Source organism: Mycoplana sp. MJR14 (genome assembly GCF_029210525.1).
Lineage (GTDB): Bacteria > Pseudomonadota > Alphaproteobacteria > Rhizobiales > Rhizobiaceae > Mycoplana.
Genome location: NZ_JARGEO010000003.1, coordinates 374,479 through 398,550, shown reverse-complemented (window position 1 = coordinate 398,550; position 24,072 = coordinate 374,479). Strand labels below are relative to the sequence as shown.

Below are 24,072 nucleotides of genomic sequence, written 5' to 3'. Positions count from 1 at the left end.
CCGTCGTCGCAGAAAAGGGTGCGAACCTAGCAATGGCGGCGCGACGGGACCGACGAAATTCGCTCGGGCGGCCAATGCTATGGGCCAGGCCATGGTCGTGGCGATGTTGAAGGTCTTTTGATGGCCTGGTGCCCGAATAGACGAGACTTCCACGGCCTTCGCGCTTTCATACGTGGTCACGGGCCAAGCCATGCCCAACCGTCTTCGGACCGACAGCGGAGCGGACCCGGTTTCGCGAGGCCATGATCGTGAACGCCCGGGAAGCGGCCCGTGCGGTCGCCGCCCCTTCTTGATGCCCGTATCGATCGCAACGGCTGCCTTCGCCTCACAGCAGAAAGTCTCCCTTGTCGAAGGTGACGAGCTTTATGAATGGCAACATGTCGGCTAACCAAGGCCTTGACCAGGATGCCCTCGCCGGCTTTTTCCACCACCTTGTCCTTCCCGCTGTCGACGATGCAGAGATCGTCGCCCTTGCCGCCGCGCATCGTATCGGCACCCGATTTGCCATCCACTGTATCTGCTTCCACTGTGCCGGTCAGAGTGTCGGCCTTGGATGTGCCGGTGATGATCTTGCCCTTGGTGTCGATCAGGGACCCCATGCTCGGCCACGGGGCTCCGGCAGCTGATCTTCTGGTCGATCCTGAGGAGCCAGGTTTCCGGCCCACACTTCTGAGGTACGGTAGGCTATGGCCGACCAGAGCGCCTTGAGGCGCCGTCCAGTCCGCTTGACACGTCTGTCCTCTCAAGGCAGAGTTCACTTTATGGACATATGTCCACATTATGGACAATTGGAGGAGACGATGACGAACGGCGGCCCAGCCGACACCGATCCGGAAACCCAGCGCCGGATGCCCTATCAGAAGCCGCAGCCGGCGGAGATCCTGCCGGACCTCGTCGTCGCCAACGCCATCCCCCTCGACGAGCGCATCTGGGTTCCGCAGGCCGACCAGGTCTGGTTCCGCCCGCTCTGCCTCAACCGTTCGGCCGGCTACTGGATGAACCTGCTGCGCGTCCGCCGCGCCGGTGTCCTCAGCCGCCACCGGCATCCGGGACCCGTGCATGCCTTGGTGCTGAAGGGGAGCTGGCGCTATCTGGAGCATGACTGGGTCGCCACCGAAGGCTCCTATGCCTTCGAGCCGCCGGGCGAGACGCATACGCTGGTCGTCGACGAGGGCGTGGAGGAGATGATCACCTACTTCCAGGTCAACGGCTGCATGTACTACGTCGACCCCTGGGGCAACAACAACGGCTACGAGGACGTGTTCACCAAGATCGACATGTGCCGCAAGCACTACGAGGCCGTGGGCCTGGGAGCGGACTATGTCGACCAGTTCATCCGCTGACGGCTTTCCCGCCAATTCACCCTCGGTAGTGTCCCGATCCCTCAGGCAGGCCCATGACGTTTCAATCTGATCTCTTCGACGGAAAGGTGGCGCTCGTGACCGGCGCCACGACCGGCATCGGCGCTTCCATCGCCGCCACCCTTGCAGCCCTCGGCGCCGACGTCATCGCGGCCGGGCTCGGCGCCGACAAGGTCGCGCCGTCCGCCGAAGCGAGGGTGCAGACGCGCGAACTCGACGTCTGCGACGAGAGCGGCGTGCAGGCGCTGGTCGACAGCCTTCCCCGCCTCGATATCGTCGTCAATTGCGCCGGCGTCATCAGGCGGCAGGAGGAACACAGGCTCGACGTCTTCGAGACCGTGCTCGCGGTCAACCTCACCGGGACGATGCGGGTCTGCACGGCAGCCCGCGCCAGACTGGCCGAAAGCCGCGGCGCGATCGTCAACACCGCCTCCATGCTGTCCTTCTTCGGCGGCGGTCTCGTGCCGGCCTACAGCGCCAGCAAGGGCGGCGTCGCCCAGCTGACGAAGTCGCTCGCCATCGCCTATGCCGCGGACGGCATCCGGGTCAACGCCGTCGCCCCCGGCTGGATCGCCACGCCGCTGACCCAGGCCCTGCAGGACGACCCGGCGCGCGCCGGCCCCATCCTCGAGCGCACGCCGCTGAAGCGCTGGGGCCGCCCGGACGACGTTGCAGGCGCCGTGGCGTTCCTGTGCAGTCCGGCGGCGGCCTTCGTCACGGGCATTGTCATGCCGGTCGACGGCGGCTACCTGGTGGCGTAGACGAACGAAACGAAGCCCGGAGACCGGCACTGCCGATGAGCAAGGACGCGCACGAAGGATCGCCACGCGAAGAGGTGCCGGGCACGGCGGCCTTTTCCCGCTTCATGCGCGTGCTCCAGGCCGTCTGCGACAGCAACGATCCGCCGACCAAGGCCCGGCTCGCGACGCTGGTCGACCTGCCGCGCCCGACGGTCTACCGGATCGTCGCCGCACTCAAGGCGGAAGGCATGCTGACGGAATCGCGCGGATCGGGCACGCTCCTGCCCGGCCCGCGGCTCCTGAGCCTCGCCGCCCGCGGCTGGGAACGGTCCGACTTCCGGCAGGCCGCGCAGGCCCCGCTGACGCGGCTTCGCGACCTGCTCGACGAGACCATCCACCTGGCGATCGCGAGCGGCGACGAGATGGTCTACATCGACAAGCTCGAGAGCAACCGCACGGTGCGGATGATGTCGCGCATCGGCACGCGCGTTCCGCTGCACTCGAGCTCGGTCGGCAAGGCCTGGCTCGCGACCCTGGATCCCGAGGCGTTGCAGGCCGTTCTCGACCGGCTGCCGCTTCCGGCCCGCACCCGCCATACCGTGACCGACCGAACGGCGCTGGAACGACAGCTTCATGCCACGCGCGAGCGCGGCTATTCGCTGGACATCCAGGAGAACGAGGACGACATCTGCTGCTACGGCCGCGCCATCGTCGGCCGTGACGGCCGGCCGCTCGGCTGCATCAGCGTCAGCATGCCGCGCTACCGCTTCGAGGAGACGGATGCCCGGTTAATCACCCAGGCCATGGCAGAGTGCGTCCGCGACATCGCCCGCGAATGCGACGGCTGACGCACCGAAGCTGTCAGGCGAACAGCACGCAGACGGGGCTGCCGATCCCGTAGGGTTCGCCGACCGGCGTCAGCGCGCCGGTCTGCTGGTCGATGGAGAACACCGAGAGCGAATGGCTGTCCTGGTTGGCGGCGACCAGATAATGCCCGCCCGGATCGATCGCGAAGTCGCGCGGCACCGCCCCGCGGGTGGAATACCAGCCGATCGGCCTGAGCGCGCCCGCACCGGGATCAGCTTCGAAGGCGACGATGGTGTCGTGGCCGCGGTTGGAGGCATAGACGAAGCGGCCGCCCGGGTGGACACGGATCGCCGCGCAGGCGGACTGGCCTTCGAAACCGTCCGGCAGGGTCGAGGCCTCGTCGAGCAGCCGCATCCCGGTGTCCGAATAGGCATAGCAGCTCACGGAACAGCCGAGTTCGTGCACGACGAAGACCTTCGTCGCATCGGTCGAGAATGCCAGGTGCCTCGGCATGTGGCCGCCCTTCGTCTTCACCACGAGGTCCGGCTGCGGATCGATCAGGGTGGCGCCCCCGATCGCATGGACGGCGATCTCGTCGGTGCCGGCGTCGCAGACGAGGAGCCGGCTGCCGTCCGGCGTCGCCATCGCCTGGTGGACATGCGGCCCCTCCTGCCGGCTCTCGTTCGGCCCGGAGCCGGAGCGCTGCAGGTTCACGGCAGCGCCCGTCGGCAGGCCGGCTGCATCCAGCGCGCAGGTGAGAAGATTGCCGCTCACATAGTTGGACACGAAGAGCCTTCGGCCCTGCCGATCGAGCGAAACATGGCACGGGCAGTCGCCCACCGCCTCCACGCGGGCAAGAAGCGCGATGTCACCGCTGCCCGGCTCGAAGCGCAGCGCCACGGCCGATGCCCCGTCCTCTAGCGGCAGCTCCTCCACCGCGTAGAGCATGCGGTGGTCGTCGGCCAGCGCGAGATAGGTCGGATTGCGCAGGTCCGTAAAGCTCGATACCGGCGTGATGCAGCCGGTTTCAGCACAGAGGCGCAGGACGCTGATCCCCTGCCCGCGCGCTTCCACATGCGGCAGCGAGTGGGTGTAGCTGCCGACGACGAGGGTGAAGGCCGCGGGCGGGCTTGTCGGTTCTGCCATGGTCGATGCTTCCTCCACTCTGACGGGCCGACGCCGGCGCGCGCGGTCACAGGCGGCTTGTAGCCGGACCGGCGGGGCGGCGAAAGCCTCGCCCGGCGATGCCGCTCAACCGGGCGACAAGACAGGCGACGGCTTCTTGCCGGTCAACCGTTGCACGGTCACGAACAGCAGCGGAACGAAGAAGACGCCGAGGATGGTGGCGAAGATCATCCCGCCCATCACCCCGATGCCGATCGAGTTCTGCGCTGCAGAGCCCGCCCCGGTGGCACGCGCGAGCGGGAGCACGCCGAGGATGAAGGCGAGCGAGGTCATCACGATCGGCCGCAGCCTGAGGCGTGCGGCCTCCGTCACCGCTTCGACCGCCGTCTTTCCGCGCGCCATCAGGTCCTTTGCGAATTCCACGATCAGAATGGCGTTCTTCGCCGTCAGCCCGATGGTCGTCAGCAATCCCACCTTGAAATAGACGTCGTTCGACTGGCCGAAGACGACGGCGAACAACAGCGCGCCGAAGACGCCGACGGGCACGGCGAGGATGACGGAGAAGGGAATGGACCAGCTCTCGTAAAGGGCGGCGAGGCACAGAAAGACCACGACGAGCGACACCGCATACAGAAGCGCCTCCTGCGAGCCCGCCAGCCGTTCCTGATAGGACAGCCCGGACCAGGACGCGGTATAGCCGCCGTCGAGCGCGGCCACGAGCCGCTCGGCCTCCGTCATCGCATCGCCGGAGCTCGCGCCCGGCGCGGCCGCTCCGTCCATGGCGATCGCCGCCGTGCCGTTGAAGCGGGCCAGGGAGGGCGAGCCCTGCACCCATTCGGTGGTGGCGAACGCGCTGAACGGCACCATCTCGCCCTCGCCGTTGCGCACCGACCACCGGCTGACGTCGTCCGGCTGCATGCGGAAGGGCGCGTCCGCCTGGACATAGACCGGCTTGATCTCGCCCTTGTAGACGAAGTCGTTGACATTGGTGCCGGAGAAGGCGGTGGTGATCAGGCTGTTCAGGTCGCTGAGACTGACGCCGAGCGCGCTCGCCTTTTCCTGGTCGATGTCGATCTTGAGCTGCGCCTCCAGCGTGCGGGTGTTGCCGCGCATGTCGGCGACGACGGCATTCGACTGGGCGTTGTCGGCCAGCCTGTTGCTGGCGTCGATCAGCGCGTCGCGTCCCCGGTTGGCCGTGTCCTCGAGATACATCGAGAAGCCGCTGCTCTGGCCGAGGCCATGGATCGCCGGGGGAGCGAGAACGAAGACCTCGGCGTCGCGGATCTTGCGGAAATGGGCCGAGGCGCGCTGCTGAACGGCTGCGGCGGAAAGCCGGCTGTCCGTGCGCTGGTCGAAGTCCTTCAGCCGCACGAACCCCATCGCGGCATTCTCGCCGCTGCCGCCGAAGCCGAATCCGAGCGTCATGAACACGCTCTGCACGGCCTCCTTCTCGTCGTTCAGATAGTAGTCCCGCACCATGTCGATCACGGCCTGGGTGCGGGCGGCATTGGCGCCGGAGGGCAGCGTGATCTGGGTCATCAGAACCCCCTGGTCCTCCTCCGGAAGAAACGAGGTGGGCAGCTTCGCATAGAGACCGTAGGCGGCCAGAAACAGCACCCCGAACACGGCCAGCACGCGCAGCGGACGCCCGACCAGCCAGCCGACCGCTGCGGCATAGCGGCCGGTGGCGCGGTCGAACCCCCTGTCGAACCAGCCGAGCCAGCGGGCGATCGGGCCGCCGTGGGCGGGCTTCAGGATCATCGCGCAGAGCGCCGGCGTCAGGATGACGGCGACGAGCACCGACAGCAGCATCGCGCTGGCGATCGTGACCGAGAACTGCCGGTAGATGACGCCGACCGAGCCGGAAAAGAACGCCATGGGGATGAAGACGGCCGTCAGCACCAGGGCGATGCCGATCAGCGCCCCGGTGATCTCGCCCATCGACCGCTCCGTCGCCTCGCGCGCCGACACCTTGTCCTCGCGCATGATGCGCTCGACGTTTTCCACCACGACGATGGCGTCGTCGACCAGAAGGCCGATCGCCAGCACCATCGCGAACATCGTCAGCATGTTGATCGAATAGCCGAGCGCGGCGAGGACGCCGAACGTGCCCAGGAGCACGACGGGAACGGCGATCATCGGAATGATGGTCGCCCGCAGGTTCTGCAGGAACAGCAGGAGCACCACGAAGACGAGCACGATCGCCTCGATCAGCGTGTGCACCACCTTCTCGATCGACAGTTCGACGAACGGCGTCGTTTCGTAGGAATAGGCGATCTCCACGCCCTCCGGAAGCGACCCCGCCAGGCTGTCCAGTTCGGCGTGGACGAGCTGCGCGGTCGAAATGGCGTTGGCGCCGGATGCCAGCTGGACGCCGAAGCCCGCAGCCGGCATGCCGTTGAGGGTCGAGCTCTGGCCATAGGTCTCGAGCCCGATCTCCACGCGCGCCACGTCCGCCAGGCGCACCACCGCCCCGTCCGAGGCGGTCTTCAGGATGATGCGCTCGAACTCGTCCACCGAGGTCATCTGCGTGCGCGCGATGATGCTCGCCTTCAGCTGCTGCCCCTTGACGACGGGCGTCGCCCCGATCGAGCCCGCGGCGACCTGGACGTTCTGCGCGCCGATCGCAGCGGTGACGTCGTCGGGAACGAGCTCGTACTTTTCCATCAGGGCCGGGTCGAGCCAGATGCGCATGGCATAGCCCGAGCCGAACGCCTGCACGGAGCCGACGCCGTCCAGCCGCTCGATGCGCTCCTCGATCTGGCTGGACATGATGTCGGAGAGCTGGTCGGAGGTATAGCGGCCGTCGCGCGAGATGATGTTGCCGATCATCAGGATCCCCGACGGCGAGCGGTTGACCTGCACCCCCTGGTCCTGGACGGATTCCGGCAGCTGCGATTCCACCCGCGACAGCTTGTTCTGCACCTCCACCTGCGCGATCTCCGGATCGGTCCCGTTGGCGAAGGTGAGCGAGATCGACGCCGAACCGGTGCTCGACGTGGACTCCATGTAGAGAAGGCCGTCGAGGCCGGTCATGACGCTCTCGATCTTCTTCGTCACGGAGTTCTCGACCGCCTCGGCAGTCGCCCCCTGATAGGTGGCGCTGACGCGCACCGTCACCGGGGCGATGTCCGGATACTGCGAGATGGAGAGGGAATAGATCCCCATCACCCCGGCCAGCATCGTCGCGATCGCAAGGACGATCGCAAAGACCGGGCGGGCGATGAAGAAGCTGGCGAGTGCGTTGCGTGGCGAAGAGAGGGTCACTGGCCCGCCCCCTTTCCGGTCTCCGCCGCCTGCGTCTCGATGTCCTGCGGGACCACGCCATCGTCATCGATGGCGGCTTCGACCGGCGTCACCGCGCTGCCGTCGGAGATCTTCTGGAAGCCGTCGACGATCAGGCGGTCGCCGTCCTTGACCCCGTCGGTCACGATCCAGTCGTTTCCGGCCGTGCCGCTCGTGGTGACCTGCTGCTGCTGCGCCTTGCCCTCGGCCGTCACGAGATAGACGGTCGCCTTGCCGTCGTCGCCGCGCGTCACCGCCCGCTGCGGCACGAGAAACGCGCCGGCCATGGTGCCGAGATCGACCGTGGCGGAAACGAACATGCCGGGGATCAGCATCCGCCCCTTGTTCGGAAACGTCGCGCGCACCGTGAACGTGCCGGTCGACTGGCCGACGACCATGTCGATCAGCGATATCTGTCCCTGCGTGTCATAGCGCGTGCCGTTCTCCAGCGTCAGCGTCACCGGCATCGGCGTGCCCGGTTTCCGGCTCAGCCGCCCCGACCGCACCTCCTCGCGGATCCGCAGGAAGTTGGCGCTGGAATCGACGAGATCGACATGGATGGGATCGACCTGGCGGATGGTGGCCAGCGCATCCGTCTGGTTCTCGGTGACCAGCGCGCCGACGCTGACGTTCGACACGCCGATCACGCCGCCGATCGGCGCGCGGATCGTGGCATAGTCGAGATTGATGCGGGCCGTCTCCAGGTCCGCCTTGGCCGCTTCCTGGTCGGCCTGGGCCTGTAGCAGGGCGGTCTGGGAATCGTCCAGCGTCTGGGTGCTGACCGCCCGCGTCTCGAGCAGGGTGCGGTTGCGGTCATAGGTGGTCTGCGCCCCGGTCGTCACCGCCTCGGCCTTCTTCAGCGCCGCCTCGGCGGCTTCGAAGGCCGCCTTGAACTTTGCGTCGTCGATCTCGTAGAGCACGTCGCCCGCCTTCACCTCCCTGCCCTCGGCGAAGGCGATCTTGCGGACGATGCCGTTGACCTGCGGGCGAACCTCGGCGGTCGCAAAGGCAACGACCCGCCCGCGCAGATCGATCGTCCGCGGCACGGATTGCGGCTTGAGCGTGACGTATCCCACCTCGATCTTCGGCGGGGCCGGCGGGGTCTGCCCTTCCTGCGGACTGCAGGCCACGAGGAGGAGAAGCGCTGCGAGCGCGCCCGGTTTTCTTGCCAGTCTCATGCCGTGGACAACCTCGTTCACGTTTGGTCACCGCCACCGTTCCAGTCGTCGAAACGGCACCGCGATATTTACAGTAATTGTGATTACGATTATTGTGAGGCGGTAGCGTTGTCAATTCGGGGATGACGAGCATGCGTGCAGGGCCGGGCCAGGGGCACTTGTCGACGCGCCGCCGGCGCGGTCGGCCGAAGGTCGCCTCGGACGCCGCGCAGAAGGAAGCGGTGACCCGGGCGGCATGGACGTGTCTCCTGGAAAGAGGGTACGCACGGACGACGATGGGCGACGTGGCCGCCGCCGCGCAGATGTCCCTGAGTACGATCTACCGGTTCTTTCCCGGCAAGACCGACCTCTTCTCCGCCGTCGTCGCCCTGCACCGGCAGAGCATGCTGGCGCTCCCGGGCGACTACGACGACATGCCGCTGGAGGAGGCGCTCGGCCGGATCTTCCAGATCGACCTCGACCAGGAGGCAACGCGGCAACGCGATGCGTTGATGACCATGCTTCTGGTCGAAAGCCGCCAGTTTCCGGAACTGTCGACGGTCTTTCACACAGAAGGCCCGCAACATGCGCACAGGCTTCTGGCTGCCTGGCTCGAGCGGCAGAAGGCCCGGGGGCGCCTGGTCGTGCCTGATGCCGATGTCGCAGCCAGGATGTTGATGGACGTCGTGTTCGGGGCGATGTCGCTGAAGGCCACAGATGCTCCGCAATGGCCGGGCGGAGACGACCGCCCCGCCTATCTGCGACGCTGCTTCGCCATGATGGCCGAGGGCATGCGGCCGCGCGAGGTCTGAGGCGGCCTGTTGCCTATGGCGGTGATCGGCGGCCGAGCAGCATCCGTCCGTAGAGCAGCGCAAATCCGAGGAACGCGACGCTCCAGCAGACGCCTGCGAGCGGCAGCAGCAGCATTGTCTGCTCCGGCATGAGCGCCGAGGCGAGCCGGGCGAAGGCTGCGGTCATGACCGGTGCATAGATCGCCAGAACCGTCGACAGGGGTGCGTGCAGCGCCTGGCCGCTGTGTCCGCGTGTGGCGCGCGTCATCACCGCCAGCGTCATGCCCCCGATGGCACCCACCGTCCAGGCATGGACGCCCGCCGTCTGCAGGCCGGCATCGTCCAGCAACAGCGCAACCCCCAAGAGCAGGAACCCGGCCGGCACGAACAGAAATGCAAGGTGCAGGATCGTGACGAGCGGCTCGGCGAAGGTCCTGAAGGGCGCCCATCGCAATTGACGTGCGAACTGCGCCGAGCCTGCAAGCAGCATCAGGATGCCGGTTGGCAACACGATGGGTTCGACGCGCGCGGCGACGGGCCAAGCGGCGAGCGCAACAAAGGTGAGACCCATGCAGGCCAGATCGAACCGGTCGAAGGCCGGCGGCAGGCGTCCGGAATTGCGCTGGCGCAGCCAGTTGGCAGTGAAGATCGGAATGATGCGCCCGCCGATGATGGCGATGAGCAGGATGATCGTGGCGATCGCCAGCCGATCGGCGATTTCGACGAAGCCGAATCGATCCACCTCGTAGAAGAACAGCAACTCGGAGACAGACAGGACGGAGAGCACCAGCACGACCTTGTAGTTGCGCCGGTTGCCGGAAAGCACCAGTTCGCGCAGCACGATCACGGCAAGAACCGGCAGGAAGGCAGCGGCAACGATCAAGGCCAAATTGATGCCGATCTGCTCCGAACAGGCGATCGCCAGGCGACCGGCCAGCCAAAGGGCAAAGAGCAGCAAAAGCGGCCAGCCGGAAAGCGGCTTGCGGCCGGTCCAGTTCGGAACCGCGGTCAGCAGGAAGCCGGCAATGACGGCCGGCACATAGCCGAACAGAAGTTCGTGCTGATGCCAGGCTATGGGCGGCAGGGCCGACGGCAGATGCAGAAAACCGAGAAACCACGGCACCCAGAGCGCGATCATCACCGCCGGCTGGAGCGCCCCGAAGAGAAAGAAGGGACGAAAGCCTGCGGAAAAGAAGACCTTGATCGCGGATGACGGCTTGGTGGGCACAAGGGTCGCCATGGGTCAGTTTCCTTCGGGGTTTGGATTGGCGCGCCAGAGGTAGGGAACGTAGACACCCAGCCACAGGACGAACGAGAGCGCCCAGAGGACTGCCGCCGCACCGTGCGGCCCGCCGCGCAGATCGAGACCGGGCGCGAATTCCGGCGCGAGGCGAAGCATCACGGCTGCGACCATCAGGCCGATGGCCGCTTTTGTCTGCCGGGCAAACCGGAGCGGCCGGTCGGTATGGAGCAGGCCGGCGATCGACAGGACCGCAAGCACGCCGATGCCAAGCCCGCCCATCATCATCAGGTGGACGGCGCCGACAAACGAGAGCGGCAGGCCGATCAGCGACAGTCCGCCCAGCAGGAGCCCCGCTCCGGCGAAGCCGCAGGACGAGGTCAGCACCAGGATTTCGGCCTGTATCGCTTCCCGTCCGATGAAGCCCTCGGCGACGCGATCGAGAAAGGCAGCGCCGGCCGCGATCATCAGGTAGCCGCGCACGGGTTCGGACAGGCCGGCGAATTCGCCGACCAGCAGCAGCCCGACCAGGCCGGGGGCGAGATTGACCCGGCCCGGATGCGGCCGATAGGGCGAGGTCGCTTCGGTCGGGTCGAGCACGCGGTTGGTGATCGGCACCGTGATGCGCGTGAGCGCCAGGGCGAGCAGGCCGAGGAAGGCGAAGGCGCCGATGCGGATGGCGATCTCGCCGGCGTCTGCGTCGCCGCGCAGCATGGCGAGCCGCAAGGCGCCGGCGCTGACGGCCAGCGCGGCGAGAAACAGGACGAACCCTGCAAATGCCGTGGTCCGCCGGCGCCAGGAGGCCGAGAGAGTGTAGGCCAGAAGGAACAGCAGCCAGGCCTGATCGGCCACGGCGGCGACAACGATGAGCGGCTCGGCGCCCGCAAATCCCGCGAGGCGTCCCACGGCCCAGACGGCGGCGAGGAGGAACAGCGGCCAGCCCTTCATGCGCGGGCTGTCGGTCCACTCCGGAAGGGCGGAGGTGAGGAAACCGATCAGCGCTGCGCCGAAGGAACCGATGATCATTTCCTGCGCATGCCACTGGCCGGGCAGCGTCGCGTCGATCATCGGCAGGCTGAAGCGCCAGGCGACGACCCAGAGCAGTGGCCACAGCGCCGCGTGCAGGGCCGCCAGCGGAAAGAACAGCCGCAGGCCCTCGTCGGACACAATAGTGAGCAGGTTGCCCCGGCGCGCGGCCGGCCGAAGGATCGCGACGGTCATGCGCGCATCCTCTCGTCGATTTCATTGACATGGGCAAAGAGCGCATCGCCGGCAAGGAATGCCTGCGCGATCTCGAACACCGTCCGGTCGTCGCGCATGCCCGGTGACAGCGGGATCTCGCGGCTGCCGGCGATGCCGCGACCGCTTCGGTCCAGCACGACGATGCGATGCGCGATGCGCACGGCCTCGGCCAGGTCATGGGTTATGAAGAGGCTGGAAAGCCCGGAATGGGCGACCGTCTCGATGACGAGGTCCTGCATCCGCCGCTTCAGCGCCACGTCCAGGGCCGTGAACGGTTCGTCGAAGAAGACGAAGTCCGGATCCGCCACGAGCGCCCTGGCGATCGCGACACGCTGGCGCATTCCGCCCGACAGCTGCGAGGGAAATTTGGCAAGATCCTCGGCGTTGAGCGAAACCCTCGATGCGACGGACTGGAGTTGCAGCCGACGCTGACGCCGGCCGGCGGAGGACGGTGCAAGACCGAGTGCGATGTTGTCGCCGGCGGTGGCCCAGGGCATCAACCGCGGTTCCTGGAAAACGACGGCATGCCGGCGATAGTTTCGTGTCACACGCCCTTTCCTCGGCTCCACGAGCCCGGCGGCGATGTGGGCGAGCGTGCTCTTTCCCGATCCCGATGGCCCGACCAGCGCCACGAGTTCGCCCGCGGCGATCGCAAGGTCGATCTCTTCAAGGACGGTGCGGCCGAGGAAGGCATGGCCGACATTTTCCAGCACAAGGACGCTCATCGCTTCACGCCCCATGGACGCGCCGCCTCGCGCCACGTCTCGAGCTCGGCCCGCAGCGGCTGCAACAGCCCGTATTCGATGGCGATGAGCGAGGTGACGGAAATCAGGATCCATGCCAGGGCTTCGGCCACGTCCAGATTGGCGCGCGCGACCGCCAGCGCCTCGCCGACCCCGCCAGCGTTTGCGAGGAGTTCGGCCATGATCGCGGCCTTGAAGGCCGTCCCCAGCGCCATGACGAGCGCCGGGAAAAGCGTGTTCAGCATCTGCCGGAAAACGATCTTGAAGAGCCGTGCGATCGGCCCGACGCCGGCAGCGCGCGCCATGTCGTCCAGGCCGCGATCGCGTCCCGCGATCCCCTCCGAGGCGCCGATGAAGACAACCGGCAGGCAGGCGATGGCCGCGGTCGCGATCACCGTGGCGCCACCGGTGCCGAGCCAGATCATCAAAAGCACGATCCATGCGATCGGCGGCACCCCCAGCATCAAGGTGAGCTGCGGCCGGGCAAGCCTGAGGACGGCCGGATGATAGCCGGCAACCGCTCCTGCAACCGTTCCGGAAAGGCCCGCCACGACGAAGCCGGCCACGGCCCGTGCCGCCGTCATGCCCGCCAGCCGCCAGGCCTCCGGCTCACCGAGGATCACGGTCAGCGTGAAAAACGTTTCGGCCGGCGAAGGCAGGATGAAGCTGCCATAGGCCTCGTGGCCCAGTTGCCAGGCGGCGGCGAAGACCGAGAGCCCGGCCACGCCCGCCCAACCGGACCAGAGGAACTTCCCCAGCCGTCCTGCGCGATGAGCAGCCGCCGACATCGGAAGGCCTCAGAGATAGAGCGACGTGTCGGGCATGCCGCCGCCGATGATTTTCGGATTGACGGCGGCGATCGCCGAGAACAGGGCTTCGAGCCCAGTCCGCGCATCGGACGCCCGCGTGGCGACGAGATTGGAGAAGGGAATCGACTTCTCGATGACCGGCCAGGGCAGTTCCAGCGCCGAGGCCGCGTGGCCGGCAGCCAGCGAAGGGCGTGCGGTGACGGCGGCCGTCGCCTCTGCGATTGCCGCGAGCATCGGCTCCACCATGTCGGCATGCTGCTGGAGGAAGGCGTCGGTGAACGCGAGACCCGCCTGCGGCATGATCGGCCCGAGCCCCGTCACCTTGCCCCATTCGACCTGCATGTCGATCGCGCGATGGATGGCCCTGCCCGATGCCGCGGCCTTGAGGATCGCAGCCGTCGCGGCCGGTTCCGGCACCAGGGCAATGTCGATCCTGCCCGCGAGCAGCATGTGGATCGCCTCGATCGGCGTTCCCGCCGTCTCGACCGTCACGTCGTCTTCCGTCAGGCCGTTGTGGGCCAGGACGGCATCGAAAATCACCTCCGGGGTATCGTTCGGAAACGGCACGGTGATCCGGCGCCCTTTCAGATCGGCGATGGTCCTGAGCGTGTCGTCGGACGAGATGACGTAGAGAAGGCCGTTCGTCATCACGTTGGCGAGCCTGACGCCCAGGCCCCGCTTGTGCAGGTTGGCGGCCGCGGTCACCGGCATGACGAGAGCCTGCATGTTGCCCGAGGTCAGGCCGGCACGCATTTCATCGGGCGTGCGCCAGACCTTGAAGGAGACCTTGTCGGCAACGCTCCGCAGCAGCCCGGCACCGGCCGCATAGGCAAGCGTGATCGACGGGCTTGCCGGCGGCCCATGGAGTTCCAGCGTCGCGAGCGGAGCTGCGGCAGCGCGTCTGATCCACGGCATGGCAAGGCTCGAGGCCAAGCCTGCACAGACGGCGCGCCGGGAAACGCCGGATACGGTCGCCCGCGGAGAGGACGTCGGCGAGAGATGTTTCCGGCTCATAGGGCAACCTGCTGATTTAACATGACCATACACCTCATGAATAAGGGCTGGGGTTCGGGATATCTTTGCGAAAACGCAAGCAGGGCGGCGGCGCGGCACAAGGGGCCACGCCGCCGCATGCGGACGGAAGGAGCGGTCGTCAGAAGCTGGTCTTCAGGCCCGCATAGAACCCGCGTCCGTCGCCGGGGAGGAAGGCTGCCTGGTCGGGGGTCGCCTGGTCGACGATCAGGGTCGACGAGGCGTATTTCTCGTCGAACACGTTCGTGATCTGGCCGAAGACGGACACCCGCTCGTTGATCCGGTATTCGGTTCCCAGATCGACGACGACATAGGGATCGGCCCAGAGCGTGTTCATGTTGTCGACAGGCGTCTTGTCCGGCACCCAGTTGATGTTTGCCGCCACCGACCAGGCGTCGGTTGCCTGATAGGTCGCGGCGGCATTGATGACATGGCGAGGCGCGCCGGCCAGGCGGTTGTCGCCGCGAAGCGGGTCGTCGTCGAAGCGGAAGTCCTGGTAGGTGTAGGCGAGCCGTCCGGTGACGCCGTATCCCAGTTCGGCCGTGAGGCCGAGTTCGACGCCGAAATGCGTCGTCTCGTCCGCATTCACCGCCCCGAGCGGAGCGCCGGTGGCGTCGCGAAGGCTCAGCAGTTCGTTGTCGATCCAGGAATAGTAGGTCGTCGCATCCCAGCCGAATTCGCCGACGCTGCCGCGCCAGCCGAACTCCAGCGTCGTTGCGGTCTGGGCTTCCAGATCGGGTGTCGAAAAGACCGCTGCCGGCAATGACGGGTCGCCGGGCGCGGGGCGACCGGGGCTGCTGTTCGGCGTGCCGTTGATCGTCACCAGCAGGTCGTCATGCGTGGGCGGCTCGAAGCTGCGGCTGACCGCGGCAAACAGAAACTGTTGGGGGGCGGGCTCGACGCTCACCGCAAGGCTCGGGGTCCAGGCATGATAGCTGCGGTCGTAGTCGGTGCTCACCGTCGGCACGGCGCCGTTCGGCAGCGGCATGGCCGGATTGGCCGGATTGAACGCGATCGTCGGACGGGTGGGCGCGCCGAAGGTATCGGTGTTCTTGCGGGTCGCGTGCGCATAGGACAGCCCCGGGGACACGGTCCATGCCGCCCCGAGCGGGATGTTGAAGCCCGAGTGGAGCGAGAGTGTCGAGGCGTCGAGTTCGTTTTCGCCGAACTGGGCGCCCTGCCGGCCGGCCTCGTTCTGGTAGTAGCTGCGATCCGCCGAGCCGATCGTGTACTGCGCCGTCGTTTCGAACAACGGCAACAGCCTGGCGTCGTCCGGCGCATAGGCATAGCGCAGCAGACCGGTGAAGTCGCCGCCCGCAGTGTCGCGGATGCCCGCCGAAATCGGGAAGCGGAAGGTGTCGTCCGTATAGGTATAGCCCAGGCCGACGTCGATCAGGTGATCGCCGAGATCGAATGTCGTGCGGGAGCCGATGAGGTACTGGCTTGCGTCCCGGCGCGGCCGGTCGCGAACGACGTTCGGGCCGGGGTTGATGACACCCGTCGGCGTCACGATCGGGCCCTTGGAAATCTGCTTCGGGTCGGATTCCAGCGCGGCCTTGTTGATCGGGCCGGGAACGTCGAAGCCGAGATCCGTGTAGCCGAAGAAGAGCCGCGTCGTTGTGATGTCCGACAACTCGGCCTCGATGTTGCCGCCGATATCGACGCGTTCGGAGCTGTTGTAGTCACGGAAACCATCGCGCCGGGTCACGTCGAAATAGGCCGACGCATCGAGGCGCTCGCCGTCGAAGCCGGTCCTTCCGGATGCGCCGGCCTGGCCGAAGCTGCCGCCACCCACGACGAGTTGCGTTCCCGGCGCGGTCGATGCCGTCGGCGACATGAAGTTGAGCGCGCCGCCGAGGACGGTGGCGCCCAGCCGGTTTGCGAGATAGCCGCGGTAGACCTCGATCGCCTGCGCCTGGTTCGGATTGGCGAAGCCGACGATGTAGGACCCGTCGGCGCGATTGATCGGCAGGCCGTCGCGCAGCATCAGGATACCGCGCTCGACCGGGTTCTGCTGCAGGCCGGACCCGCGGATCTGGATGCGCGGCTGGTCGTTCGCCCCGAAGAAGTTCTGTACGACGACGCCGGGAACGCCGGCGAGCGCGTCGGAAACCGTCGGTGCGACCGTGTTGTCGTAGAGATCGGCCTCCACGAGGGCCACGCCGCCGGGAAGGACGGCCAGCCGTTCGCGAATGTAGTCGATCGAATTGTCCCAACCGGATTGGATGACGATCGGATCGAGCACCGTCGGCGCGCCGGGCCCGGCCGACTGCGCGAGGGCCTCCGTGCCGCAGAGCGTCGTCGACGACAAGAGAAGAATGGCGACCCGTGACAGGCCCCGATGCCGCCCGCCCCGGGATGCGCGGCACATTGTTCGAAACATCGTTGCTTCCTTTCCCCACAAACTTGATGCAAGCCGCAGGGAAGCGGGAAAGCTGAGAACCTATGCCTCGCACTCCCGGCCTTGCGGCTTCCGACAGCGTTTGCGCAGGAAGCAGCGGGGCCGTGTCAGTCTGGCAGTGAAGACCGGTTCGCGTTTCATGCCTCGCCGGTAGTGGACGCGGGAAGACTGTTCTTTGCGCCAGGGCAAACAGCGCCGCGATTCCGGTCTCCGTCCACCCTTCGTCCCGCCGCAGGGCCTCAGGCGACCGCACAGACGGGCAGCACCACCGTGCCCGACGTCGGGCCGGTGACGAACTCCGCTTCCACGCCATAGACCGATCGCAGCGCCGAAGGGGTGACGACATCGCCGAAACGCCCGGAGCCGGCAAGCCCGCCGCGCCTGAGCATGAGCACGCTGTCCGCATGGCGGGCGGCGAGGTTCAGGTCGTGGATCGCGATCATGACGAGCGCGCCGGTGCGCCGGACATAGGCCTTCAGGAGATCGAAGACCTTCATCTGATGCGCGAGGTCGAGGGCGCTGGTCGCTTCGTCCAGCAGCAGGAGCCGCGGCTCCCGCAGCATGCGCTGTGCCAGCAGCACCAGCTGCTGCTGGCCGCCCGACAGCGTGTGGATCGGCCGCGGCGCAAGCTCGGCGATGCCGAAGCCGGCCAAGATGTCGGTGGCCGCAGCGAGCAGTCCGGGGTCCATCCGCCAGCCGAGGCCTTCGTGCCGCCCGAGAAGCACGACCTCAAGGACGCTCAGCTGCGCCCGCACCGCGGCATGCTGGGGCATGTAGCCCACCCCGCGCAGATCGATGCCCCGGCCGGCGAAGGTGATCTCGCCCTTGAAGGGGATCATGCCGGTGATCGCGCCGAGCAGGCTCGATTTGCCCGTGCCGTTGGGGCCGACGAGGCCGACGATCTGGCCGGAGGCGAGCCGCGCATTGATCCCTTCGAGGATGACCTGGCGGCCGAGGCGGATAGAAACGTCGTCAAGGATGAGAGCGTCGTTCATGGACGGCTTCCTTTGTGAATGATGACCGCAAAGAGCATCGGGATGCCGGCGATGGCCGTGACGATGCCGACGGGAATGGCGGCGGCAGGGGAAATGATCTTGCCGACGACGGAGGCGCCCACCAGGATGATCGCGCCCATGACCGCCGAGAGCGGAAGGGCGAAGCGATGGTCCTCGCCGGCGATCATGCGGCAGGCATGCGGGGCAATCAGGCCGACGAAGCCGATCGTGCCGACGAAGGACACCGCCGCGGCCGTCAGTAGCGCCACCAGCAGGAAGGTCTGGCGGCGGACGCGGTCGACCGTCAGGCCGAGGCTGCGGGCATTGGCGTCGCCGAGCTTCAGCACCGTCAGCGCCCAGGCGTTGTGCAACACGAAGGGCAGGCACAAAAGAAGAAGGGCCGCCGTCACCTGCACGCTGGTCCATGTCGCCTTCAGGAGGCTGCCGAACAGCCAGAAGACGATCTGCTGCAGGACCTCCGGCGAGGCGAGGAACTGCATCAGCGACTGCAGCGACTGGAAGAAGAAGGACACGGTGATGCCGCCGAGGACGAGAATTTCCGGAGAGGCACCACGGAGCGTCGCAAGCAGATAGACCAGCGCCGAGGCGACAAGCGTCATGGCGAAGGCGGCGGCCGGGACGACGAGGAAGCCGGGCACCGGCAGAAGACCGCCGAACATGATCGCCAGCGCTGCCCCGAAGCCGGCCGCGGCCGAGAAGCCGAGGGTGAAGGGGCTTGCGAGCGGATTGTCGAGAATGGTCTGCATCTGCAAGCCGGCAAGCCCGAGGCAGGCGCCGACCAGCATGCCCATGACCGTCTGCGGCATGCGCAACTGCCACAGGATGGTCGCCACCATGCGGTCGTCGCCGGCCGGGCCGGCCGCAAGACCGGTCCAGACATCCGTCAATGGCAGCCCCGACGGACCGGTCGTCAGATCCAGCAGCATCAGGACGGCAAGCAGTCCGGCAGCGGCCACCAGCCCGGCCGTCTTCCTGAGGGATGCGCGGCGGTATTCGCCGCGCATCCTTCCAACGTGATCCAAGGCAGAAGGGCTCATTGGCCCACGCCCTTGTAGGGGAGGACGAACACGCCCTTCGCCTCGATCGGCAGCCAGGCGCGATAGAAGTCTTCGAGGTTTTTCGCCGGATCGACGTCCTTGAAGGCGTCCGGGTAGAGCTGCTTGGCGATGTACTGGGCGTAGACATAGTCGGAGATGGTGCGGGCGCCGCCGTGGTAGATGGCATGGACGCCGCCGTTCTGGACGGCGGGAAGATCCGACCAGCCGGGACGCGTCAGGTAGGCGGCGATGCGCGCCTCGGTCACCGCCGGATCGGCTCCGAAGCCGACCTGCACCGACTGCGGCTTGTTGACCCATTCGGAGCCGGCGAGGAAGATCAGGTCCGGCCTCTGGGCCAGGACATACTCCGGATTGAGCGGCCCCCAGTTGCCGACCTGTCCCTTGGCGATGTTGCGGCCGCCGAGCCTGTCGACCAGCGCGCCCCACATGCTGTCGCCATAGGAGTTGCCGGTCTCGGCCGGTCCCTTCTGCGCCAGTTCGACATAGACCTTCTTTTGGGTCGGGCCGGCTTGCTCGATACGCCGTTCGATATCGGCCATCGCCCGCTGGTAGCCGGCGGCGAGTTTCTCGGCCCGGTCTTCGGCGCCCATCGCCTTGCCGAGCGCGATCGTGGAGGCGACGTGCTTCTCGACGGTCTGTGCGTTGTAGTCCAGCGTGACGACCGGGATGCCGGCAGCCTCGATCTGCTTGATGCTCTCGCCGAGGGCGTCGTAGGACCATGCCGCAAGGATCAGGAGATCGGGCTTGGCCGCGATGACCTTCTCGATCGAGAAGGTATTGTCTTCGGTATTGCCGACGTCCGGGATGGCGGCGAGGCCGGGAAGCGCCTTTTCATAGGCTGCAAACTGGTTGGGCCGCCAGTCCTTCCAGGTGGAGAGGGACAGCGCCACGACCTTGTCGATGGCGCCGGGCCCCGCCACGGCCAGATAATCCTCGTAGTAGAAGCCCAGCACGACCCTTTCGGCCGGCTTCGGCAGGCTGACCGTACGTCCCTTGGCGTCGGTCAGCGTGATGTCGGCCAAGGCCGGGTTGACGAGCCCGATGAGGGCGATGGCGGTGGCGATGAGGAACTTGTTCATGGGTCTGTCCTGTCAGGAGAATGGATCGGGAATTCGGGTGCCATCGCGACCGCGTCGACGACGTCTCTTGCGCGAGAGCACTGGAATCCGTGTGCGAACGCGCCCGCTTTCACTCCGCGTCCGCAGCACGATCACGTGCTCCGGCAGGTGCAAGGCAAAGCGCGGCGATCACCGAACACGCTCGAACCGCAGGCAATCGGCGGTCAGGAGCGCGTTCAAGCCAATGACAGGAGGGGCGGCGCCCGAGGCGCGGCATTCGGCGGGAAGACCCGGCGATGGGATGTTTCGGCCTGCGGCGGCGCGAGAACCGCCAGGACGATTGCCAGCGGCTGACCCGAGACGTCCGCCGGCGCGGGCAGAAGGATGGCCGATGCGATGAGGCACGCGTCGCAGAGCTCCGCGGGCATCGGTTCGTCGTCATGGCTGCCGTCGCCGGAGAGGCAGAGATCCGCATGCGTGCCGTCCGGAAGGACATAGGCCGCAAGGTCGAGGCGCTGGTCGCCGACCATGGCGGCGGCCGGCGGCTGGTGGGCAAGGCCCACGAACAGCAGCGCGATCGCGCACAGGATCCTGACAAAAGCGCTCACGAGGTCACGTCCCTACCTGGCGTTTCTCCGACATCGCTTTGATAGCACGACCGGCAGCCGGCGATTTGATGTCGGACAAATCCAGACGTGTTTTGAGCATGGAACCCTTGAGCAGGGAAGCCCCGGGCGGCCGCACGTGCTGTGGCAAATCGTTCCAGCCCTCAACCGGCTCCGGAACGTTTTCGCTGCCGCCCTTCTGCAGCCGCCAGCGCCGCCCCGGCGAGGACGAGCGGCAGCGCCGCGACGAAAGCGGAGGACAGGGGCATGTCGAAGAGGAAGATGTCGGCCAGAACCGGCCACAGGATTGCCAGGTATTCGAACGGCGCCAGCAGCGATGCCTCCGCATGGCGGAAGGCGAGTGTCATGGCGATATGGGCGAAGCCGCCGAAAAGGCCCGCCAGCATGAGATACGTCAGGCCGCGCAGGTCCGGCGCCACCCAGCCCATCGGCAGCGTGAGCACACCGCCGATCATCGAGGCGATGACGAAATAGAAGGCGATCGCGCCGGGGCTCTCGGTGTGGCTGAGGCTGCGGACCATGATGAGGGCGCAGGCGGTGAGCAGCCCCATCAGCAGGCCGAAGGCATAGCCCCAAAGCCGTTCGTCGTCGACCGCACCCTGGCCGATTTCCGGCCAGACCAGCACGATCACGCCGATCAGCCCGAGCGCCACGCCGCCGATCCGCCAGACCGTCACCCGTTCGGAGAGGAGGAACACGCCGGCCAGGCTGGTGAAGGTCGGCGACAGGTAGCTGAGCAGCGTCGCCTCGGCGAGCGGCAGCCGTGCAATCGAGGCGAACGACGCAAACATGGCTGCCGCGCCGAGGCTGGACCGCAGGAGATGGCCGAGCGGCCGGCGCGTCGTCAGCCCTTGCGGGAACTCCGCCCTCAGCCAGAGGAAGACGACGAGCGGGAACAAGGCGAAGGCGGAGCGGAAGAAGACGATCTCGCCCACCGGAACGGTGTCGGACACGGCCTTGACGCAGACCGCCATGGTGGCAAAGAGCAGACCGGAGAGAATGCGCAGGGCGATTCCGAGGCGGGGACGTTCGATATGGGCGGACACGTTCTTCCAATCATCGCGCGATGTTCCTTGCGAGGCGCGTCGCGCTTTGCACTTCTATTCGTCGCAGCCGTCTTAGCCGCGCCTCCAGCGGCTGCATAGGGGGTTTCGTGGACGACCTCAGGTTGGCGGCGGCGCAGATGGGGCGAGGGCGGCTTTGTCTCCCAATTGTCGAGGCACCCGGTCGCCACCGCGAGAAGGCTGGCCGATGCCCGGCCTGGTGCTTGCGCCTCGATCAGCCGGCAACAGCATCTAACCCAAGGACTGCGACGCGAGCGCATAGACGACCGCTTCCCCATCCTGGCCGGTACCGTAGCTGGCATCCTCCCGGGTCACCATCGTCCTGACCGTGTTGTAGACGCCAAGACCGCATTGCTGCACGAAGGCGGCAAACGCGCCGGTTTCGAAGTGCGTGTCGATGCGCAGGAAACGGCCGACATGCGCTGCGACATGTGGCTGGGTGACCCGGATGGCGTCCTCGTCGCGAGCGGCGACCACCGGGCCGACGACATGGCCCCGCCCGAAGCGGCGAAGCATCGAAAAGGCCCGCAGCTGCTGGCCCTGGTAAAGACCGTAGCATATCGAACTGTCGAACAGACGCGCCAGATGCAGGCGCCGCGCCGCGCCGAAGGCCGGTGCATCGAGGGCGACGACCGCATCCAGATCGGCACGGTCCAACCGCCTCAGGACGAGGTCTCTTGCGAGCGGCGGCAGCTCCACGGCGGCCATCACCGTGCCTTGACATTGATAGACCTTCCCCTTCGGCAGGAAGCCCAGAGACGCATAGAGCCGCCGGGCCTCGCGGGTCGAATTGAGACGGATGCAATCATGACCGCAATCGGCCATGATCCGGTTCATCAGCCACTTCGCCGTGCCGTTGGCCTGCAGCCTCGGCAAGGTGATCAGCATCCCGAAGGTGGCGAAACCCTCGCCATGCGGAAACCACATGGCGGACGCCCCGATGCGGCCGATCTCGTCGCGCGCGACATAGCCCTTGCCGATGTCGAGGAGATACTGCCAGTCCGCCGCCCGGTGAGGCCATTCCACCGAGATCGACAGGGCCTGCAACTGGGAAAGCTCGATACTCGCGATGTCGGCGAAGCGCATCTCGAAGTTGTCGACACTCAACGTCCCTGGTAGTTCGCTATCCATCATCCACCCAGCCGAAATGACAAATCCTCCTCCGGGGCCAAGCGCCCGGATGTCCCGGCGGCCATGTTAGTGGAGATCCTGCGAAACATTTCACTGCTGAAGCGAAAGCCGGCACAAGATTTGACCGTATCGCTTCGTCTTTCGGCAGCTATTGGTTTCCTGTGCCTCTACTTTGATTGTCAAGATTGGTTTGTTCGCGCTGCTGGAACACCGCTGGGCGTGACAGATCCTGGAACGGGAACAATGATGACGCGCGCCACGGACATCCTGAGAGAGCTGGTCGGCTTCCAGTCGGTGGTCGGCATGCCCAATGGCGGCATCGTCGAATGGATCGCCGACCATCTGAGGTCCTTCGGCGTTACCGCGCACATCCTTCCCGGGCCGGAAGGCGACAGGGCGAACCTTTTCGCCACGATCGGCCCCGCCGACCGGCCGGGCTATATCCTGTCCGGCCACATGGACGTGGTCCCGGCCAGGGAAGCAGGCTGGGACGGCGATCCCTTTCTGTTGCGGATCGAGGGCGACAGGCTCTACGGACGCGGAACGACCGACATGAAGGGGTTCCTGGCTGCCGTCCTGGCCGCCGTCCCCTCGTTCCTCGCGCGCCCGCTCTCTTCGCCGATCCACCTGGCCTTCTCCTATGACGAGGAGGCCGGCTGCCGCGGCGTGCCACATCTGATCGCTCGCCTGCCGGACCTGTGCGCACCACCGCTCGGTGCCATCATCGGCGAGCCGAGCGGGATGCGGGCCATTCTCGCCCACAAGGGAAAGGCGGCGGCACGGGTGACACTCACGGGCCGTTCGGGTCACTCCTCCCGGCCGGATCTCGGCCTCAACGCGATCCACGCCATGACGGAGGTGCAGCAGGCGGCCGTCACAGCCGCCATCGACCTTGCACAAGGACCGTTCGGGGCCGAATTCGAACCGCCCTACTCATCCTTGTCGATCGGCACGATCGGCGGCGGTCAGGCCGTCAACATCATTCCCGAACTCTGCAGCCTGGAGCTGGAGGCCAGGGCCATTTCGTCCGTTGATCCGGAAGCGCTGCTGGCGCCGGTGCGCGAAGCCGCCGAGGCGCTGGCGTCAAAGGGCTTCGGGGTCGATTGGCAGGTCCTCAGCGCCTATCCGGCGCTCTCCCTCGCCCCGTCCTCTCCCCTCGCCGGTCTGCTGAAGGAGCTGACGGGGATCGAGCCGCTCGCCGCCGTCAGCTACGGAACCGAGGCCGGGCTCTACCAGCGCGCCGGGGTCGAGGCGATCATCTGCGGCCCCGGCGACATTGCGCGTGCCCACAAGCCCAACGAATTCATTCTCGCAAGCGAACTCGCGGCCTGCCAGTCGCTGATCGAAGCACTGGGGCGGCATTGCCGCATGGACGCTTGAACGAGC

General features: G+C 66.8%; 21 protein-coding genes. 5 read left to right on the top strand and 16 right to left on the bottom strand.

What is annotated here, in order from left to right:
* Positions 1-176: 176 nt before the first annotated feature.
* The gene (locus P0086_RS09810; protein ID WP_162702332.1) at positions 177-599 is read right to left on the bottom strand and encodes a hypothetical protein; all 423 of its coding nucleotides are present in this window, start codon (positions 597-599) and stop codon (positions 177-179) included.
* Positions 600-800: 201 nt separating this feature from the next.
* On the opposite strand from P0086_RS09810, the gene P0086_RS09805 reads away from it, so the two are divergent.
* The 3 genes from P0086_RS09805 to P0086_RS09795 are packed head-to-tail and all read left to right on the top strand — an operon-like array spanning position 801 to position 2,949.
* Positions 801-1,343, top strand: a complete 543-nt coding sequence (locus tag P0086_RS09805) for a 2,4'-dihydroxyacetophenone dioxygenase family protein (RefSeq protein ID WP_112597202.1) — start codon at positions 801-803, stop codon at positions 1,341-1,343.
* A 53-nt stretch (positions 1,344-1,396) separates the two neighbouring features.
* Complete coding sequence (locus P0086_RS09800) at positions 1,397-2,122, top strand: SDR family oxidoreductase (protein ID WP_275785007.1); 726 nt, start codon at positions 1,397-1,399, stop codon at positions 2,120-2,122.
* A 35-nt stretch (positions 2,123-2,157) separates the two neighbouring features.
* Positions 2,158-2,949 carry an IclR family transcriptional regulator gene (locus P0086_RS09795; RefSeq protein ID WP_275785005.1) on the top strand — a complete coding sequence of 264 codons (792 nt, stop codon included), beginning with the start codon at positions 2,158-2,160 and terminating at the stop codon, positions 2,947-2,949.
* Positions 2,950-2,962: 13 nt separating this feature from the next.
* Here P0086_RS09795 and P0086_RS09790 read toward each other — a convergent pair whose 3' ends face one another.
* The 3 genes from P0086_RS09790 to P0086_RS09780 form a co-directional block, all read right to left on the bottom strand.
* Entirely contained in the window at positions 2,963-4,054 is a 1,092-nt protein-coding gene (locus P0086_RS09790) for a lactonase family protein (protein WP_275785003.1), read from the bottom strand.
* A gap of 105 nt (positions 4,055-4,159) precedes the next feature.
* On the bottom strand, positions 4,160-7,300 hold the full coding sequence (locus P0086_RS09785) for an efflux RND transporter permease subunit (RefSeq protein WP_275785000.1): 3,141 nt from the start codon (positions 7,298-7,300) through the stop codon (positions 4,160-4,162).
* On the bottom strand, positions 7,297-8,496 hold the full coding sequence (locus P0086_RS09780) for an efflux RND transporter periplasmic adaptor subunit (protein ID WP_112597193.1): 1,200 nt from the start codon (positions 8,494-8,496) through the stop codon (positions 7,297-7,299). Before P0086_RS09780 ends, P0086_RS09785 begins: the two co-directional genes overlap by 4 nt.
* A 131-nt stretch (positions 8,497-8,627) precedes the next feature.
* Between P0086_RS09780 and P0086_RS09775 the strand changes: the two genes are divergently transcribed.
* Positions 8,628-9,287, top strand: a complete 660-nt coding sequence (locus P0086_RS09775; RefSeq protein WP_275784997.1) for a TetR/AcrR family transcriptional regulator — start codon at positions 8,628-8,630, stop codon at positions 9,285-9,287.
* A gap of 13 nt (positions 9,288-9,300) precedes the next feature.
* Here P0086_RS09775 and P0086_RS09770 read toward each other — a convergent pair whose 3' ends face one another.
* The 12 genes from P0086_RS09770 to P0086_RS09715 all read right to left on the bottom strand — a co-directional run bounded on the left by P0086_RS09770 (position 9,301) and on the right by P0086_RS09715 (position 22,689).
* The gene (locus P0086_RS09770) at positions 9,301-10,506 is read right to left on the bottom strand and encodes an NnrS family protein (RefSeq protein WP_112597189.1); all 1,206 of its coding nucleotides are present in this window, start codon (positions 10,504-10,506) and stop codon (positions 9,301-9,303) included.
* Between the two features lie 3 nt (positions 10,507-10,509).
* Positions 10,510-11,727, bottom strand: a complete 1,218-nt coding sequence (locus P0086_RS09765) for an NnrS family protein (protein WP_112600565.1) — start codon at positions 11,725-11,727, stop codon at positions 10,510-10,512.
* On the bottom strand, positions 11,724-12,473 hold the full coding sequence (locus P0086_RS09760; protein WP_112597187.1) for an ATP-binding cassette domain-containing protein: 750 nt from the start codon (positions 12,471-12,473) through the stop codon (positions 11,724-11,726). The genes P0086_RS09765 and P0086_RS09760 overlap by 4 nt, the downstream gene beginning before the upstream one ends.
* Positions 12,470-13,279: an ABC transporter permease subunit gene (locus P0086_RS09755; RefSeq protein ID WP_112597186.1), complete on the bottom strand. Its 810-nt coding sequence runs from the start codon at positions 13,277-13,279 to the stop codon at positions 12,470-12,472. The genes P0086_RS09760 and P0086_RS09755 overlap by 4 nt, the downstream gene beginning before the upstream one ends.
* A 9-nt stretch (positions 13,280-13,288) precedes the next feature.
* Positions 13,289-14,215 carry an ABC transporter substrate-binding protein gene (locus P0086_RS09750; RefSeq protein ID WP_275784992.1) on the bottom strand — a complete coding sequence of 309 codons (927 nt, stop codon included), beginning with the start codon at positions 14,213-14,215 and terminating at the stop codon, positions 13,289-13,291.
* Positions 14,216-14,453: 238 nt separating this feature from the next.
* The gene (locus P0086_RS09745) at positions 14,454-16,715 is read right to left on the bottom strand and encodes a TonB-dependent receptor (protein WP_112597183.1); all 2,262 of its coding nucleotides are present in this window, start codon (positions 16,713-16,715) and stop codon (positions 14,454-14,456) included.
* A gap of 257 nt (positions 16,716-16,972) precedes the next feature.
* Positions 16,973-17,728, bottom strand: coding sequence for an ABC transporter ATP-binding protein (locus P0086_RS09740; protein ID WP_112607412.1), 756 nt, complete (start codon positions 17,726-17,728; stop codon positions 16,973-16,975).
* Positions 17,725-18,753 (bottom strand): iron ABC transporter permease, encoded by a 1,029-nt coding sequence (locus P0086_RS09735; protein WP_275784988.1) that lies wholly within the window; start codon positions 18,751-18,753, stop codon positions 17,725-17,727. Before P0086_RS09735 ends, P0086_RS09740 begins: the two co-directional genes overlap by 4 nt.
* Before the next feature lie 29 nt (positions 18,754-18,782).
* Positions 18,783-19,886: an ABC transporter substrate-binding protein gene (locus tag P0086_RS09730; RefSeq protein WP_275784986.1), complete on the bottom strand. Its 1,104-nt coding sequence runs from the start codon at positions 19,884-19,886 to the stop codon at positions 18,783-18,785.
* Between the two features lie 215 nt (positions 19,887-20,101).
* Complete coding sequence (locus tag P0086_RS09725; RefSeq protein ID WP_275784983.1) at positions 20,102-20,473, bottom strand: hypothetical protein; 372 nt, start codon at positions 20,471-20,473, stop codon at positions 20,102-20,104.
* 161 nt (positions 20,474-20,634) lie between these two features.
* Positions 20,635-21,537, bottom strand: a complete 903-nt coding sequence (locus P0086_RS09720) for a DMT family transporter (RefSeq protein ID WP_275784980.1) — start codon at positions 21,535-21,537, stop codon at positions 20,635-20,637.
* Between the two features lie 249 nt (positions 21,538-21,786).
* Positions 21,787-22,689, bottom strand: coding sequence for a GNAT family N-acetyltransferase (locus P0086_RS09715; protein WP_345799310.1), 903 nt, complete (start codon positions 22,687-22,689; stop codon positions 21,787-21,789).
* Positions 22,690-22,929: 240 nt separating this feature from the next.
* Between P0086_RS09715 and argE the strand changes: the two genes are divergently transcribed.
* Positions 22,930-24,066, top strand: coding sequence for an acetylornithine deacetylase (gene argE, locus P0086_RS09710; RefSeq protein ID WP_112597173.1), 1,137 nt, complete (start codon positions 22,930-22,932; stop codon positions 24,064-24,066).
* The last annotated feature ends 6 nt before the right edge of the window (positions 24,067-24,072 follow it).

What these genes read in the sequence shown, in the direction of transcription:
- P0086_RS09775 (WP_275784997.1), top strand. Translation starts at nt 8,628, where the DNA reads ATGCGTGCAGGGCCGGGCCAGGGGCACTTGTCGACGCGCCGCCGGCGC.
- P0086_RS09810 (WP_162702332.1), bottom strand. Translation starts at nt 599, where the DNA reads ATGGGGTCCCTGATCGACACCAAGGGCAAGATCATCACCGGCACATCC.
- P0086_RS09755 (WP_112597186.1), bottom strand. Translation starts at nt 13,279, where the DNA reads ATGTCGGCGGCTGCTCATCGCGCAGGACGGCTGGGGAAGTTCCTCTGG.
- P0086_RS09715 (WP_345799310.1), bottom strand. Translation starts at nt 22,689, where the DNA reads ATGATGGATAGCGAACTACCAGGGACGTTGAGTGTCGACAACTTCGAG.
- P0086_RS09780 (WP_112597193.1), bottom strand. Translation starts at nt 8,496, where the DNA reads ATGAGACTGGCAAGAAAACCGGGCGCGCTCGCAGCGCTTCTCCTCCTC.
- P0086_RS09750 (WP_275784992.1), bottom strand. Translation starts at nt 14,215, where the DNA reads ATGCCGTGGATCAGACGCGCTGCCGCAGCTCCGCTCGCGACGCTGGAA.
- argE (WP_112597173.1), top strand. Translation starts at nt 22,930, where the DNA reads ATGATGACGCGCGCCACGGACATCCTGAGAGAGCTGGTCGGCTTCCAG.
- P0086_RS09770 (WP_112597189.1), bottom strand. Translation starts at nt 10,506, where the DNA reads ATGGCGACCCTTGTGCCCACCAAGCCGTCATCCGCGATCAAGGTCTTC.
- P0086_RS09735 (WP_275784988.1), bottom strand. Translation starts at nt 18,753, where the DNA reads ATGCGCGGCGAATACCGCCGCGCATCCCTCAGGAAGACGGCCGGGCTG.
- P0086_RS09790 (WP_275785003.1), bottom strand. Translation starts at nt 4,054, where the DNA reads ATGGCAGAACCGACAAGCCCGCCCGCGGCCTTCACCCTCGTCGTCGGC.
- P0086_RS09760 (WP_112597187.1), bottom strand. Translation starts at nt 12,473, where the DNA reads ATGAGCGTCCTTGTGCTGGAAAATGTCGGCCATGCCTTCCTCGGCCGC.
- P0086_RS09765 (WP_112600565.1), bottom strand. Translation starts at nt 11,727, where the DNA reads ATGACCGTCGCGATCCTTCGGCCGGCCGCGCGCCGGGGCAACCTGCTC.
- P0086_RS09805 (WP_112597202.1), top strand. Translation starts at nt 801, where the DNA reads ATGACGAACGGCGGCCCAGCCGACACCGATCCGGAAACCCAGCGCCGG.
- P0086_RS09795 (WP_275785005.1), top strand. Translation starts at nt 2,158, where the DNA reads ATGAGCAAGGACGCGCACGAAGGATCGCCACGCGAAGAGGTGCCGGGC.
- P0086_RS09745 (WP_112597183.1), bottom strand. Translation starts at nt 16,715, where the DNA reads ATGTTTCGAACAATGTGCCGCGCATCCCGGGGCGGGCGGCATCGGGGC.
- P0086_RS09800 (WP_275785007.1), top strand. Translation starts at nt 1,397, where the DNA reads ATGACGTTTCAATCTGATCTCTTCGACGGAAAGGTGGCGCTCGTGACC.
- P0086_RS09730 (WP_275784986.1), bottom strand. Translation starts at nt 19,886, where the DNA reads ATGAACAAGTTCCTCATCGCCACCGCCATCGCCCTCATCGGGCTCGTC.
- P0086_RS09740 (WP_112607412.1), bottom strand. Translation starts at nt 17,728, where the DNA reads ATGAACGACGCTCTCATCCTTGACGACGTTTCTATCCGCCTCGGCCGC.